Origin of the sequence: Pseudomonas sp. PMCC200344, from assembly GCF_030053095.1 — a bacterium.
Taxonomy (GTDB): Bacteria; Pseudomonadota; Gammaproteobacteria; order Pseudomonadales; family Pseudomonadaceae; genus Aquipseudomonas; species Aquipseudomonas svalbardensis.
In genome coordinates, this window is the sequence record NZ_CP125618.1 from 338301 (window position 1) to 353470 (window position 15170).

The window sequence follows — 15170 nt, forward strand, 5'->3', positions numbered from 1 at the left end:
CGCTCCGCAGCGGACGACCGGTCAGCGATCACGTCGGCAACTCGTCCAGCGGCATTATCAGTTTGGCCGCCAGCGCTTGCGCCTCCAGATGCCCGGCAGGCGCCAGCAAGCGCAATGTCGCGCCCGATTGCGACGCCATTTTCTGCGCTTCGTTCACCAGGCGCTCGGCCACGCCACGCCGACGGGTAATTTTTCGTACGCATAGTTGGGACAAATGCCAGACATCCTGGTGCCGTTGCAGGCGTGCCGCGCCCAAAAGCCGATCGTTGAAGCGGCCGGCAATCAGCGAACCGTCCAGCAGGCAGCTTTCGATCAACTGCAAATCTCCGGCAAACGGGGCAAACAGCCAGTCCGGTGCATCGCGGTAGATCTTCTGCAGATCTTGCTGATCCTGATAAGTGGCTTCGTTTAGCGGCTCGACAATGATCGGCATGAGGGGTCCTTCAGTGGTACGAGAACTGATGACATACAAAAGGTGATATCACTTTGATTTTTCTGTCACGTACAGATGGTAACCTCTGCCGGTTCGTCCGTCCTTCTGCGACGTGATGTCGCATCAAAATGGAGCTTCACCTCAAAAACAGTCATGCGTGCGCATAAAGGCTGGGGGTGAGGAGCGCTGACGAACCATTCTAATAATTGGGGGATACACAATGACCACGAGCATCACGGCGGACGGCCTCAAAGCCGACCAGCCCGCGTTCCTGTCCAAGGAACGCATCATCGCCAAGCCCGGTTTCAACCGTTGGCTGGTACCACCGGCCGCCTTGGCCATCCACCTGTGCATCGGCATGGCCTACGGCTTTTCGGTGTTCTGGTTGCCACTGTCCAAAGCCTTGGGCGTGACCAAGGCAGTGACCTGCGCGCCGGACATGAGCTTCATCTCGCAAGTCTTCTCGTCCCAATGTGACTGGCCGATCTCGATGCTCGGCTGGATCTACACTCTGTTCTTCATCTTCCTCGGTTGCTCGGCCGCCATCTGGGGCGGCTGGCTGGAACACGCCGGGCCACGCAAGGCTGGCGTTGTATCGGCACTGTGCTGGTGTGGCGGTCTGCTGATTTCAGCGCTGGGGGTCTATACCCACCAGATATGGCTGATGTGGATCGGCTCCGGGGTCATTGGCGGTATCGGCCTGGGCCTGGGTTACATCTCGCCCGTATCGACTCTGATCAAGTGGTTCCCGGACAAGCGCGGTATGGCGACCGGCATGGCGATCATGGGTTTCGGTGGGGGCGCGATGGTCGGTGCTCCGCTGGCCGCAGTATTGATGGGCCACTTCGCTTCGCCAACCAGCGTCGGCGTATGGCAGAGCTTCTTGGTGATGGCCGCGATCTACTTCGTGTTCATGATCGGTGGCGCACTGTCCTACCGCGTTCCGCCAACCGGCTGGAAGCCTGAAGGCTGGACGGCTCCGGCGAAAAAAGCTTCCAACGCGATGATCACCCACCGTCACGTCCACGTGAACGTGGCGTGGAAAACCCCGCAATTCCGTCTGGTGTGGCTGGTGCTGTGCCTGAACGTTTCGGCAGGTATCGGCATCCTCGGCATGGCTTCGCCGCTGTTGCAGGAAGTATTCGCTGGCACGTTGTTGGGTAACGGCCTGACATTTGGTCAGCTCGACGCCTCGCAGTTGGCCTCGATCGCGGCGATTGCTGCCGGTTTCACCGGTTTGCTGAGCCTGTTCAACATCGGTGGCCGCTTCTTCTGGGCCTCGTTCTCGGACTACCTGGGCCGCAAAAACACTTATTTCGTGTTCTTCGCGCTTGGTTTTGCCCTGTACGCGTTGATCCCGAACCTCGGTCACCTGGGCAACGTTGCGCTGTTCGTGGCGGCCTTCTGCATCATCCTGTCGATGTACGGCGGTGGTTTTGCGACTGTCCCTGCGTATCTCGCGGATCTGTTCGGTACGCAAATGGTCGGCGCGATCCACGGTCGTCTGTTGACGGCGTGGGCGGCGGCGGGCGTGTTGGGTCCGGTGTTGGTGAACTACCTGCGTGAGTATCAGTTGAGCATCGGCGTTGAACGCGCCGCGGCTTACGACATCACCCTGTACATCCTCGCAGGCCTGCTGGTGCTGGGTTTCATCTGCAACCTGCTGGTGCGTCCGGTGGCTGACAAGTACTTCATGACCGACGCTGAACTGGCCGCCGAGCAGGCGCTTGGCCACGATAAAGGTGCTGACAGCAGCACCGTATTGGAGTGGAAAGCGGATGCGGGCACCAAGCCTTTGGCAGTGGCTGCGTGGCTGGTGGTGGGTATTCCGTTGGCGTGGGGTGTTTGGGTGACCCTGCAGAAAACGGCGGTTCTGTTCCACTAAGTAAACGCATCACTCCTGTGGGAGCGAGCCTGCTCGCGAATGCGGTCTGACATTCGACAGAGATGTTGAATGTAAAGGCCTCTTCGCGAGCAGGCTCGCTCCCACATTTGTTTTGTGGTGTGTACAAATGGCTTGTATGGACATGTCTATCCCCGACAGCATGGGGTTCAGTCCGTCAGTCATATCACCTCCCGTGTTTCTGTTTCCCGCCCGCGCCCCTATAATGATTGCCTTTTTCGCCCAATGATTTTGCGGAGCTGGTGATGGCCGAACGTAAGGCGTCAGTCGAGCGCGACACTCTGGAAACCCAGATCAAAGCCTCGATCAACCTGGATGGCACCGGAAAGGCCCGATTTGATATCGGTGTTCCTTTTCTTGAGCACATGCTGGACCAGATCGCCCGTCACGGGCTGATCGACATGGATATTGTCAGCAAGGGCGACCTGCATATCGACGACCACCACACCGTGGAAGACGTCGGTATCACCCTGGGTCAGGCCTTCGCCAAAGCCATCGGCGACAAGAAAGGCATCCGTCGCTACGGCCACGCCTACGTGCCGCTCGATGAAGCGCTGTCGCGCGTGGTGATCGACTTCTCCGGCCGCCCTGGCCTGCAGATGCATGTTCCCTACACCCGCGCCACCGTCGGCGGTTTCGACGTTGACCTGTTCCAGGAATTCTTCCAGGGCTTCGTCAATCACGCCCTCGTCAGCCTGCACATCGACAACCTGCGTGGCACCAACACTCACCACCAGATCGAAACCGTGTTCAAGGCTTTCGGCCGCGCCCTGCGCATGGCGGTAGAGCTGGATGACCGCATGGCCGGTCAAATGCCGTCGACCAAAGGCGTTCTGTAATGCAGACGGTCGCGGTTATCGATTACGGCATGGGCAACCTGCACTCGGTGGCCAAGGCCCTCGAGCACGTCGGTGCCGGCAAGGTGCTGATCACCAGCGATGCCGATGTGATTCGCGAAGCCGACCGGGTGGTATTCCCCGGCGTCGGCGCGATTCGCGATTGCATGGCGGAGATCCGTCGCCTGGGCTTCGATTCGCTGGTGCGTGAAGTCAGCCAGGACCGTCCGTTCCTTGGCATCTGTGTGGGCATGCAAGCCTTGCTCGACAGCAGTGAAGAGAACGACGGCGTCGACTGCATCGGCCTGTTCCCGGGCGCGGTGAAGTTCTTCGGCAAAGACCTGCACGAAGACGGCGAACACCTGAAAGTCCCGCACATGGGCTGGAACGAAGTGAAGCAGAAGGTGAGTCACCCGCTGTGGCACGACATTCCGGACCTGGCGCGTTTCTACTTCGTGCACAGCTACTACATCGCTGCCGGCAATGCGCGGCAAGTGGTGGGCGGCGGTCACTACGGTGTCGATTTCGCTGCGGCGCTGGCCGATGGCTCGCGTTTCGCCGTGCAGTTCCACCCGGAGAAAAGCCATACCCATGGCCTGCAATTGCTGCAGAACTTCGCCGCGTGGGATGGTCGCTGGTAAATGGCCGTCAAGAAGAAGCCGCCGATCCTGACCCTCACTCCCGAACAGGAGAACGAGGCCAATCACAAGATCAAGCGCTTTATGGAAGATCGCTTCGAACTGGACCTGGGTTCGTTCGAAGCGGCCGAAATCCTTGAGCTGTTTACCCGTGAAATTGCGCCGCACTATTACAACAGGGCGATTTTCGATGTGCAGACGCACCTCAAAGAGAGGTTCGAAAGCATCGAAAGCGACTTGTGGGCGCTCGAGAAAAACTGATTTTCGAGCGAAGCTGAACAATCGAATTTGAAGGTTTGCCAGATGCTGATTATTCCCGCTATCGATCTTAAAGACGGTGCCTGTGTTCGTCTGCGCCAGGGCCGCATGGAAGATTCCACGGTGTTCTCCGATGACCCGGTGAGCATGGCTGCCAAGTGGGTGGAGGGCGGTTGCCGTCGTCTGCATCTGGTCGACCTGAACGGCGCCTTCGAAGGTCAGCCGGTCAACGGCGAAGTGGTGACTGCCATCGCCAAGCGCTACCCGAACCTGCCGATCCAGATTGGCGGCGGTATCCGTTCCCTGGAAACCATCGAACACTACGTGAAAGCCGGCGTGAGCTACGTGATCATCGGCACCAAAGCCGTGAAAGATCCGGCCTTCGTCGCCGAAGCCTGCCGCGCATTTCCGGGCAAAGTGATCGTGGGTCTGGATGCCAAAGACGGTTTTGTCGCCACTGACGGCTGGGCTGAAATCAGCACCATTCAGGTGATCGACCTGGCCAAGCAATTCGAAGCCGACGGCGTGTCCGCGATCGTTTATACCGACATCGCCAAAGACGGCATGATGCAGGGCTGCAACGTTCCGTTCACCGCTGCGCTGGCCGCTGCAACGAAGATCCCGGTGATCGCCTCCGGTGGCATCCACAACCTCGGCGACATCAAGTCGCTGCTCGACGCGAAAGCGCCAGGCATCATCGGCGCCATCACTGGCCGGGCGATCTACGAAGGCACTCTCGATGTCGCTGAAGCGCAAGCTTTCTGCGATTCGTACAAAGGCTGAGGACTGACCATGGCGCTGGCCAAACGCATCATCCCTTGCCTGGACGTGGATAACGGCCGGGTGGTCAAGGGCGTCAAGTTCGAGAACATCCGTGATGCCGGCGACCCGGTGGAAATCGCCCGTCGTTACGACGAGCAGGGTGCCGACGAGATTACTTTTCTCGACATCACCGCCAGCGTCGATGGCCGCGACACCACGCTGCATACCGTCGAGCGCATGGCCAGCCAGGTGTTCATCCCGCTGACCGTGGGCGGCGGTGTGCGTACCGTGCAGGACATTCGCAATCTGCTGAATGCCGGCGCGGACAAGGTTTCGATCAACACTGCTGCGGTATTCAATCCTGAGTTTGTTGGTGAAGCGGCTCAGCATTTCGGTTCGCAGTGCATCGTCGTTGCGATCGACGCCAAGAAAGTTTCCGGTCCGGGCGAAACCCCGCGCTGGGAAATCTTCACCCACGGCGGTCGCAAGCCTACCGGTCTCGACGCCGTTGAGTGGGCGAAGAAGATGGAAGGCCTGGGCGCCGGTGAAATCCTGCTGACCAGCATGGACCAGGACGGCATGAAAAACGGCTTCGATCTGGGCGTTACCCGCGCGATCAGCGATGCATTGGGTATTCCGGTGATTGCTTCGGGTGGCGTCGGCAACCTGCAGCACTTGGCTGACGGCATTATCGAAGGCCACGCCAGTGCAGTGTTGGCGGCGAGTATTTTCCACTTTGGTGAATACACCGTGCAGGAAGCCAAGGCCTACATGGCTCATCGCGGCATCGTGATGCGCTAAACAAACCGATACAGGCCAGTGGACATCATGGCGGGCTCAGGGCACTCTTGGGTACGCCATGGATCTCGGTAGCCAGACATGCTTAAACGCCTTCTTCTTGTCCTCGCCAGTGCCTCTCTATTGCTCATCAATGGGGCGCGTGCCGCAGAAAATACCGGCACCGATCTGGTGTTGCTGACTGAAAATTTCCCCCCCTACAACATGGCGAAGAACGGCAAGAACTTCGCTCAGGACGAGAACATCAATGGCATCGCCGTGGACATCGTCCGCGAGATGTTTAAACGCGCCGAAGTCACCTACAGCCTGACGTTGCGTTTTCCTTGGGAGCGAATCTACAAGCTCGCCCTGGAGAAGCCCGGTTACGGCGTATTTGTGATGGCGCGGTTGCCGGATCGCGAGAACCTGTTCAAGTGGGTTGGCCCGATCGGGCCGGATGACTGGATCATGCTGGCCAAGGCCGATAGCAAGATCAGCCTTGAGTCGCTGGAGCAGGCGCGCAAATACAAGATCGGCGCCTACAAGGGCGATGCGATTGCCGAGACATTGGCCAGCCAGGGATTGAAGCCGATAGTCGTGCTGCGCGATCAGGACAACGCGAAGAAACTGGTCAGTGGCCAGATCGACCTTTGGGCGACGGGTGATCCTGCCGGCCGTTACCTCGCTCGGCAGGATGGTGTGACTGGTCTCAAGACCGTACTGCGTTTCAACAGTGCCCAACTTTATCTGGCGCTGAACAAAGACGTGTCCGACGAAATCGTCGCCAAGCTTCAGGCCGCGCTGGATCAGTTGCGCAAGGAAGGCGTGGTGGACGACATCATGGCGCGGTATCTCTAGGGCTGTCCAATAAGGTCGGTGCGTATCGATGACGGTTGTCCGGAACGATTGCGAACGTAACTGCACAGCATGACCGGCAATTGTTCTTCGGCGAAGGTGATGCTCTCGGGAACAGGCTTGTAACGAGGGTCATCAATGTCGCCACAGTGCTGACCGTCAGCGGGGGCTGAGTAGAAGAAATTGTGGATGAATTCCGCATGCAAGAGTTCCCAGGTGACGCGGTAATCAGGGCTGATGCTGGGCATCAGCTCGGCGGAGGTCAAATACACCGCGTGGGTAAAAGCATTTTTCAACGATGACAGGGTGAGTGGTTGCTCTTGCGAGGCGGCACCGATGATGCATAGCGCATGTGTACCGGGTTGAGGGCCTATATCGTCGTTGATGTAGGCATCTTCGGAGTGAATGGCGTCGCTGTAGTTGCGACGTGTTTGACAGTCTCTGGCGTTGCGCACGGCTTTATAGTGATAGAACGGATCGTCAAGCGAAAACCTGAAATTCCACGTTGGTAAAGTAATTTGTCCAGCAGTGTTTTTTTGCGTGTGCACATAAGGCTTGATGTCCCAAGGCTGCGTAACCGTAAAATTCACAGGCTTGAGTGAACAATCCGGCGCATTGACATCGAAAACACCCGCGATAAAGCACTGATGCAGGAAGTTGGCCGGGTAGCTGTAATTAAAGGTGGCCGCCTGGCAGGCTGCCGTTGTGCAATCAGGCGATGCCTCCTTTTTTAACCTGGCTGCAACTTTGCTGACGATGCCGGTGATTTCATTGGTCTGGCGATCAAGCATCGGGCTTCCAGAGCTACCACCACGCAAATCGCAGAGGTTTTTCATGGCCTGCGAAAATACGCCTGGATGATCAATGAAGGTTCCGGCCGTCTCTTCTGAGCAGGCGCTCAAGCGTAACCCTTTCTCTAGATAGCCCGCGGGTGCACCAAGGTTGAGTACGTCATGGGCTTCGAAGCTTTGATGGCTGGCGAGATTGAGCGGGTTGATACCCTTCTTTATAAGGGTTGCCAGTGAAGTCCCAACCTCGAGTATCGCCAGGTCGGTGCCCACCATGCTGGTCCAGCGAGCAATTCGAACCGGGTAAGTAATGTGATGCTTGGGCGAGTCATGGAAGTAGTTGAAGGTGATGTTCGCTTCGATGGGTTCGTCCGTGCGGGCGGTGCCGTACGCAAAGACAACGCAATGGCCGGCGGTAATCAGATAGGCCGGCCCCACCGCTTTGCCTTGCCTGTTTCTGGTATCAAGAAGAGCAGCGGTGCAGGACGCGCCGGAGCGGTGAGCAAGGCGTCCGATGCCGCTCCAGATTGCGTATTGGTTGTTACTGTTTTGAAGGGCTTTTGAACCTGAGTTGTTGACAGCGCCTTCTCCCAGGTCTCGTGCGTGTGCAGAGGGGCTCGCGGCCAAGAGGCAGGCAAGTCCCCAGGCGGACAGATGACTAACGCATTTCATGGCCATTCCTTGGTGATGAAATTCAGAGTGAGTCCTATCCTGGCACGCATCATTGTGCCCAGAGAGATAGATAGTTATTGCCTCGAGTGCGCTAATGAAGCCGCGTGGAGCAAGCAGACACCGATCTGGTGCTGCTGACGGAAAACATCCTTGGGCGACGCGTGATCCTGCCGGCCGTTACCTCGCTCGGCAGGATGGTGTGACTGGTCTCAAGACCGTGCTGCGTTTCAACAGTGCCCAACTTCATCTGGCACTGAACTGTCGGACGAGATAGTCGCCAAGCTTCAGGCTGCGCGGATCAGTTGCGCAAGGAAGGCGTGGTAGACGACTTCATTGCGCGGTATCTGTGACCGTTGTCGGGGCTTGCACCAGGACTGTGTGTACCTCGGAATTATTAAAATTCCTGTCCTCGATGTAACTGCAAAACGACACCGGAAGAAATTCCAGTGGGATAACGAGTCCATTATCTGTTTGTTCATACTCCCTGCGATCTATATCAGCGCAATTACGTTCGCCAAGGTTGTTATCGTAGAATCGAGTCCAAATGGAACGGGAAGGCTTTTCGAACCAGTCAACAGAAACATATTTCTCTGAGAATCTAAATGTGACAGTTGGTTCAGGTAGTGTGGCGAAAGTCGGTTCGGTTAGCCGGGCAGACAGTATTTGGGTGTTTCTGCGTAATCCGATGCTAGGTCGTTGCTCGGCTGACTCGACACCCACCAGGCAAAGATAATACAAACCTTCCTCTCGGCCGATCTCTGCATCAATTTTCGCATTGGCTGTGCTGATCGGGCGGCTATAGTGATCAGGCAAATAACAAGCGTGTGCGTCGCGTACTGTTTTAAAGCGATAAAAAGCGGTGCTCATCGAAAAGTCGACATCCCAGACAGGTGCTTGATCATTTTGGTCAACGGGTTTTCTATGAAGTGTGATGTCAGCGTTTCTTTTGGATTTGAAGTTGAAGTTTGGGTTTATTGTGCAAGATTGGGCGTCCGTATTAAAACGTCCATTGGTGAAACAGTAAGAAAGATAGTCAACAGGAAAGCTGTGGCTTGCCTGATCAGGCAAGATGGATTTTTTTTGATTATTTCCACAAAGAGCATGCCAGAAACATAAATCATCCGTTGAGATACCATAAGTCGTTCCGGACAATACACCGATAACTTCTCCTGTCGCTGCATCAAGAACGGGAGACCCTGAAGAGCCTGATGCAATACCCTTGCAGTCGTGCTTCTGGTAATCGGTGTGGACGGCCAAGTGCTTGATCAATGTGGTGTTAGTTGGCTCTAGGGTACAGGTTGACAGCCTGAGGCCGGGGGCGATTCCAGGTGCGCCAGGGACTTGAATCGGGCGCGGTTCTGCAGGCGCTTTAGACGCTAGCTTGAGTGGCGTAATTCCGTCTTTCAGCAGTGTATCCAGCGAGTCGGTCAGTTCCAGGATAGCGACATCAGAACTGGCGAGGCTGGCCCAGTTTATCTTGTGGATGTCGTAACGCTTGGCGCCTTCCATCGTATCGTGGAAAAAGTTGAACTGTACCTGGCCGTTGAATGGAGTATCGGCTGCTGTGCCGGAGATGATTGAAGCACAGTGCCCATTGGTCAATAGGTAAGCAGGGCCTGTAGAGGTACCCATGGCGTCGCGAGTATCAAGCAAACTTGCCGTGCAATAGCGGTTGTCATCCTTAAATGTACCTCCAATGCCGTTCCAGTTTGTGTATTGTCCGTCAGCATTACTGAGCAGGACGGGCTCCGGTGGCTCGGGAACAGTGTAGGCGCAAGAGGCTAGGGAGAAGGTGAGTGCTATTAGGGGGATAGTTGTACGTGCAATAGATTTGTAATTCATAACCGATCCTTGGTTGTGAACGTGGATGTTAATAAAGTTGGATGTTGCTGCGGTGCGAAAGAAGTGTAATTGAAGTGGGGGGGAGTTGGTTGTTGATGTGTTTCCGATTGTGAAGAGGTGGCGAGTGGAGGGTGAGTGGGGGTGGTAATTTATCGGCGCTGATTAAGTTTGAAGTTAACTAACTAATTGCAGTGAAATTACTGGGTTTGCGGCAGTCGGTAATGACCGTCCTTCCCATGCGCGGCAGTTGCGCGATTGCCACGCAGGCCGATCATCGACTTGATATCGATCCACTCAATGCCCTGAGCCTTGAGCTTGGGCAGCTCGCGCTCCAGCACCGCCAAGGTTTGCGGATAAGGGTGACCGATCATCACTGCCGAACCCTGTTTGCGCGCCAGGCTGATGGCGGTCTGTAGCTGAGTGAAGATCGCGGCCTCGGTGCGTTCATCATCGAGAAAGACATCTCGCGAGACGCTGGCCAGACCAATCTTCTGCGCCTCGGCGGCGGCGACTGTCTGAGCGCTGGTGCGGCTGTCGACGAAGAGTTTGTGGCGGCGCTGCAACTCGGCCATCAACCACGCCATCGCCACCGGCTGGGCGGTCATGCGGCTGCCCATGTGGTTGTTGATGCCAGCGGTGTACGGCACCTTTTTGAACGCAGCGTTCAGCCGTTTCTCAAGCTCTTCGATGGGCAAGTCGGGATGCCAGGCAAACGGACCGGTGGCCGGGTCCATGGGCATGTGCAGGATGACGATCTTGCCGGCGCGATGAGCCTCGCGGGCGAATTCGGTGGCATGGGGCGTGTCGGGCATGATCGCCGTGGTGACCGGGCCGGGCAGGGCCAGCACGCGGCGATCCCGGGGCAGGTTCTGCCCCAGGTCATCGATGATCAGAGTGATGTAGGCCTTTTGAGGGGCGGGCGCTGCGTGAGCAACACCCGCCAGACAACACAGCAGGCCGAGGAGCAACGGCAGGCGCATCTCAGCGGCCGGAGGTGATGCTCAACCCTTTGAGCAGGCTCAAGGCCTGGGCCAATTGGTAGTCATCATCCTGCGGCATGGCCTTGGCTTTGCCGCTGGCGCTGGTCGGTTTGTCGGCGCCGCCGTTGCCATTGCCCAGGTGACCTTGCAGATCGGCTTCCTTGAAGTACTCGCCGTCCTGCTCGTTGGTGATCTTGGCCCTGCGCACTTCGATGTCCGGGACGATGCCCTGAGCCTGGATCGAGCGACCGTTCGGCGTGTAATACAGCGCCGTGGTGATCTTCAGTGCGCGTTCGTTGTTCAGTGGCAGGACGGTTTGTACCGAGCCTTTACCGAAACTGGTGGTACCCATGACCACCGCGCGTTTCTGATCCTGCAAGGCACCGGCGACAATTTCCGAGGCCGAGGCGCTGCCGCCGTTGATCAGCGCGACCATTGGCACGGCTTCGCTCTCGTCCTTGCCGGTGGCGGAGAAGCGCAGCTCGGAGTTGGCGATACGGCCCTTGGTGTAAACGATCAGGCCTTTGGTGATGAAGTGGTCGACCACTTCCACCGCCGCTTGCAGCACGCCGCCCGGGTTGTTACGCAGGTCGAGGATGATGCCTTTGAGCTTCTTGCCGTTGTCCTTGCGCAGCTTGGCCAGGGCCTTGGAGACTTCGTCGCCGGTCTTGACCTGGAACTGGGTGATGCGGATGTAGCCGTAGCCGGACTCCAGCAACTGGCTCTTCACGCTCTTCACTTGAATGATGGCGCGGGCCAGGGTCACGTCGAACGGTGCACCGCCGTCGCGCACCAGGGTCAGGGTGATTTTCTGGCCGATCTTGCCGCGCATCTTGTCCACGGCTTCGGTCATGCTCTGGCCGCGGGTCGGCTGGCCGTTGATCTTGACGATGAAGTCGCCGGCCTGAATGCCAGCCTTGGAGGCCGGAGTGTCATCGATCGGCGAAACCACCTTGATGAAACCGTCTTCGGCGCCCACTTCGATGCCCAGGCCGCCGAATTCGCCGCTGGTGCTTTCCTGCAATTCAGCGAAGTCTTCCGGGCCCAGGTAGGCGGAGTGCGGGTCGAGGTTGCTGAGCATGCCCTTGATGGCGTTTTCCAGCAGGGTCTTGTCGTCCACCGGTTCGACATAGGCAGCCTTGATCCGATCCATGACCTCGGCAAAGGTGCGCAACTCTTCCAGAGGCAACGGCGCCTTGGTGGTCGCAGCAGTGCCCGCAGGCGCGACTGCCGGGGCCGGTTGAGCGGCGAACGCCAGAGGCGCGCCGATCACCAGGGCGATCGTCAGGGCCAGCGAGGTAAGGCGGGACAAATGCAGCATGTCGAACGAACTCCTGAATTAGGTCGCGTGCTTATCCTTGCGCGCGACACCATTGCGCTGGATCACTCGGGTGACCCTGCTGACGAATAGCGAAATACAGCGCTGGTGTGTCCTGCCCGCCACTGCTGCCCACAGTGGAGATGGACTCACCGGCTTTAACCACGTCACCCGCAGACTTGAGCAGCGTCTGGTTGTGACCATAAAGACTCAAAAAACCGTTGCCATGGTCGAGAATCACCAGCAGCCCGGCGCCTCGCAACCAGTCGGCGAATACCACGCGACCGCCATGCACTGCGTGCACCTGGCTGCCGGCGGAGGCGCTGATCATCACGCCGTCCCACTTGGTGCGGGCGTCGTCGCCACGGGTTTCGCCAAAGCGTGCCAGCAGTCGACCATCAACGGGCCAGGGAAGTTTTCCCCGGCTTGAAGCAAAGGGGCCACCAAAGGTCTCGCCTGAGCTTGATACCAGTGCGCCGGGTGTCGATTTAACGGGTTTGCGTGGGGCATCAGTGGCGTCTGCGTCTGCGTCTGCTGCAGCCTGAGCCTCACGTAAACGCTTTTTTTCGGCTTCCTGCTGGGCGATCAGCGCTTTTTGCCGCGCTTCTTCTGCCTCTCGGGCCTGACGGGCCAAGGTTTCTTCAATGGTTTTAAGGACTTTAGACAGGTCTGCCTGATCCTGCTCGCGGGCTGCCAGTTTCTGATCGCGGACCTTCACGTCGTCGCTGAGCTTGGCCAGGACTTGCTGGCGCTCCTTGCGGACTTTGTCGAGTTCGTCGCGCTGGCTGTCGAGGCTGCTTTTCTGCACCAGCAATTGCGCCTGTTGCATGGCGATGTCTTTTTCGACATTGGCCAGTTGGCGCAGGGTTTCGTTGAAACTCTTCAGCTGCTCCAGGCGGGCCTGGCTCAGGTAGTCGTAATAGGTGAGGGTGCGGGCGAATTTTTCCGGGTTCTGTTGGTTGAGCAGCAGCTTCAAGTACTCCTGACGGCCGTTTTGATAGGCCGCGCGGGCCTGAATGGCGATCAGTCGTTGCTGTTCAATCCGCGCGCTCTGGAGTTTTTTTTTCTCGGTATCGAGTCGCTGCAGCTCGGCTTCGCTTTTCTTAAGCTCTTTTTGCAGGGCGTCGACCTGCTTCTCAAGCTTGCCCATCTCGGTCTCGGTGCCCTTGAGGTCTTTTTGCACACCGGATTTTTCTTCCTGGAGCTTGCCCAGCAGTTTTTTCAGCTCGGCAATGTCCTGACGCGTGGCGTCCAACTGTTGTTGGGTTTGCGCGCGCTCGTCAGCAAAGGCCGGTTGGAGCAGGCATGTCAGAGCAAGGGCTATCAGGACGCGAAGCATAGAGGCGGGTGATACCAGGGAAAGGGACAGCCTAGTATGCCCGCCAAGCGCTGCAAAAAAAACGCCCAATTGGGGCTGTGTGATAACCGGAGTAGGTTCGGGGGTGAAAACACCGCAAGACACAAGCGGGCTTGCTCGCGAATGCGGTGTGTCAGTCGACATCAACGTTGACTGACACACCGCATTCGCGAGCAAGCCCGCTCCCACAGGGTTTAGTGGAGTCTGAGAGACCGATTACACCAGAATCGACGTTCCGGTCATTTCGGTCGGTTTCTCGAGGCCCATCAGCATCAGCATGGTCGGTGCCACATCCGCCAGCACGCCGCCGTCGCGAACCTTGAAGTCACGCTTGCCGACATAGATGAACGGCACCGGTTCGGTGGTGTGGGCGGTATGCGCCTGGCCGGTGGACTCGTCGGCCATCTGCTCGACGTTGCCGTGGTCGGCGGTGATCAGCGCTTCACCACCGACTTTTTCCAGGGCATCGACGATGCGGCCAACACACAGGTCGAGGCATTCAACGGCTTTTACGGCCGCGTCGAACACGCCGCTGTGGCCGACCATATCGCCGTTGGCGTAGTTGACTACGATCACGTCGTAACGCTGGTTTTCGATGGCATCGACGATGCGGTCGGTGACTTCCGGGGCGCTCATCTCGGGCTGCAAGTCATAAGTGGCGACTTTTGGCGACGGGATCAGAATGCGTTCTTCGCCCGGGAACGGTTCTTCACGGCCGCCGGAGAAGAAGAAGGTCACGTGGGCATACTTCTCGGTTTCGGCGATGCGCAGCTGGGTCTTGCCGTTTTTCGCCAGGTAGTCGCCCAGTACGTTGTCCAGGCTGCCCGCGGCGAACGCCGATGGCGCAGGAATACTGGCGGCGTACTGGGTCAGCATGACGAAGCCGGCCAGCTTCGGCTGACGGGCACGTTCAAATTCCTTGAAATCGTCTTCGACGAACACGCGGGTCAGCTCGCGGGCGCGGTCGGCGCGGAAGTTCATGAACACCACGGCGTCGCCGTCTTCGACTTTAACTGGCTCACCGATGCTGGTGGCTTTGACGAATTCGTCGCTTTCGCCGCGTTCGTACGCGGCTTGCAGGCCTTCCTGAGCGGTGGCGGCGTTGAATTCGCCGTTGCCATCGACAATCAGGTTGTAAGCCTGGGACACGCGGTCCCAACGGTTGTCGCGGTCCATGGCGAAGTAGCGGCCGACAATGCTGGCGATCCGGCCTTTGCCGAGGGCCTGGAAGGCCGCATCCAGCAGTTCGATGGACGACTGGGCGCTTTTCGGCGGCGTGTCGCGACCATCAAGGAAGGCGTGCAGGTAGATTTTCTCAGCGCCGCGCTTGAAAGCCAGTTCGGCCATGGCAACCAGGTGGTCCTGGTGGCTGTGAACGCCGCCATCGGACAGCAGGCCCATGAAGTGCACGGCTTTGCCGGCAGCGACGGCTTTATCGACAGCGGCGCAGATGGTCGGGTTCTCGAAGAACTCGCCGTCGCGGATCGATTTGGTCACGCGTGTGAAGTCCTGATACACCACGCGGCCGGCGCCGAGGTTCATGTGGCCGACTTCGGAGTTGCCCATCTGGCCATCCGGCAGGCCGACGTCCATGCCGCTGCCCGAGATCAGGCCGTTCGGCACGGTGGCCCACAGACGGTCCAGTACGGGCTTCTTCGCCGCAAACACGGCGTTGGATTCAGGGCTCTCACTGTGACCGAAGCCGTCGAGAATAATCAGGACCAAAGGTTTAGGCGTGGTAGTCATGGATT

The 15170-nt window shown here is 58.1% G+C and carries 14 protein-coding genes and 1 pseudogene; 8 read left to right on the forward strand and 7 right to left on the reverse strand.

Going from position 1 to position 15170, the window contains the following annotated elements; all coding sequences use genetic code 11:
• Window positions 1–28: 28 nt before the first annotated feature.
• Window positions 29–433 (reverse strand): acetyl-CoA sensor PanZ family protein, encoded by a 405-nt coding sequence (locus tag QFW87_RS01585; RefSeq protein ID WP_283182560.1) that lies wholly within the window; start codon window positions 431–433, stop codon window positions 29–31.
• A gap of 220 nt (window positions 434–653) precedes the next feature.
• Between QFW87_RS01585 and QFW87_RS01590 the strand changes: the two genes are divergently transcribed.
• The 7 genes from QFW87_RS01590 (at window position 654) to QFW87_RS01620 (ending at window position 6465) form a co-directional block, all read left to right on the forward strand.
• Window positions 654–2318 carry an OFA family MFS transporter gene (locus tag QFW87_RS01590; RefSeq protein WP_283182561.1) on the forward strand — a complete coding sequence of 555 codons (1665 nt, stop codon included), beginning with the start codon at window positions 654–656 and terminating at the stop codon, window positions 2316–2318.
• A gap of 263 nt (window positions 2319–2581) precedes the next feature.
• Entirely contained in the window at window positions 2582–3175 is a 594-nt protein-coding gene (hisB, locus tag QFW87_RS01595; protein WP_123367004.1) for an imidazoleglycerol-phosphate dehydratase HisB, read from the forward strand.
• Window positions 3175–3813 carry an imidazole glycerol phosphate synthase subunit HisH gene (gene hisH / locus QFW87_RS01600; RefSeq protein WP_059181795.1) on the forward strand — a complete coding sequence of 213 codons (639 nt, stop codon included), beginning with the start codon at window positions 3175–3177 and terminating at the stop codon, window positions 3811–3813. The genes hisB and hisH overlap by 1 nt, the downstream gene beginning before the upstream one ends.
• Window positions 3814–4071, forward strand: coding sequence for a DUF2164 domain-containing protein (locus QFW87_RS01605; protein ID WP_008024930.1), 258 nt, complete (start codon window positions 3814–3816; stop codon window positions 4069–4071).
• Between the two features lie 42 nt (window positions 4072–4113).
• Window positions 4114–4851 carry a 1-(5-phosphoribosyl)-5-[(5-phosphoribosylamino)methylideneamino]imidazole-4-carboxamide isomerase gene (gene hisA, locus QFW87_RS01610; RefSeq protein ID WP_033058290.1) on the forward strand — a complete coding sequence of 246 codons (738 nt, stop codon included), beginning with the start codon at window positions 4114–4116 and terminating at the stop codon, window positions 4849–4851.
• A 9-nt stretch (window positions 4852–4860) separates the two neighbouring features.
• Window positions 4861–5631, forward strand: coding sequence for an imidazole glycerol phosphate synthase subunit HisF (gene hisF, locus QFW87_RS01615; RefSeq protein ID WP_007972752.1), 771 nt, complete (start codon window positions 4861–4863; stop codon window positions 5629–5631).
• Between the two features lie 78 nt (window positions 5632–5709).
• Window positions 5710–6465: an ABC transporter substrate-binding protein gene (locus tag QFW87_RS01620; protein WP_283182563.1), complete on the forward strand. Its 756-nt coding sequence runs from the start codon at window positions 5710–5712 to the stop codon at window positions 6463–6465.
• Here the strand turns inward: QFW87_RS01620 and QFW87_RS01625 are convergent.
• Window positions 6462–7922: a serine protease gene (locus QFW87_RS01625; RefSeq protein ID WP_283189661.1), complete on the reverse strand. Its 1461-nt coding sequence runs from the start codon at window positions 7920–7922 to the stop codon at window positions 6462–6464. The genes QFW87_RS01620 and QFW87_RS01625 overlap by 4 nt on opposite strands.
• 151 nt (window positions 7923–8073) lie before the next feature.
• On the opposite strand from QFW87_RS01625, the pseudogene QFW87_RS01630 reads away from it, so the two are divergent.
• Window positions 8074–8272 (forward strand): annotated as a pseudogene (locus QFW87_RS01630) (amino acid ABC transporter substrate-binding protein); the annotation flags it as partial.
• Here the strand turns inward: QFW87_RS01630 and QFW87_RS01635 are convergent.
• From QFW87_RS01635 to gpmI, 5 genes are all read right to left on the reverse strand, one after another.
• Complete coding sequence (locus QFW87_RS01635; protein ID WP_283189662.1) at window positions 8253–9764, reverse strand: serine protease; 1512 nt, start codon at window positions 9762–9764, stop codon at window positions 8253–8255. The pseudogene QFW87_RS01630 and the gene QFW87_RS01635 sit on opposite strands and share 20 nt — an antisense overlap.
• Before the next feature lie 197 nt (window positions 9765–9961).
• On the reverse strand, window positions 9962–10744 hold the full coding sequence (locus QFW87_RS01640; RefSeq protein ID WP_283189663.1) for a divergent polysaccharide deacetylase family protein: 783 nt from the start codon (window positions 10742–10744) through the stop codon (window positions 9962–9964).
• A gap of 1 nt (window position 10745) precedes the next feature.
• Complete coding sequence (locus QFW87_RS01645; protein ID WP_283182567.1) at window positions 10746–12065, reverse strand: S41 family peptidase; 1320 nt, start codon at window positions 12063–12065, stop codon at window positions 10746–10748.
• Between the two features lie 31 nt (window positions 12066–12096).
• Window positions 12097–13401 carry a murein hydrolase activator EnvC gene (locus QFW87_RS01650; protein ID WP_283189664.1) on the reverse strand — a complete coding sequence of 435 codons (1305 nt, stop codon included), beginning with the start codon at window positions 13399–13401 and terminating at the stop codon, window positions 12097–12099.
• Window positions 13402–13635: 234 nt separating this feature from the next.
• Window positions 13636–15165: a 2,3-bisphosphoglycerate-independent phosphoglycerate mutase gene (gpmI, locus tag QFW87_RS01655; RefSeq protein WP_283189665.1), complete on the reverse strand. Its 1530-nt coding sequence runs from the start codon at window positions 15163–15165 to the stop codon at window positions 13636–13638.
• Window positions 15166–15170 lie beyond the last annotated feature (5 nt).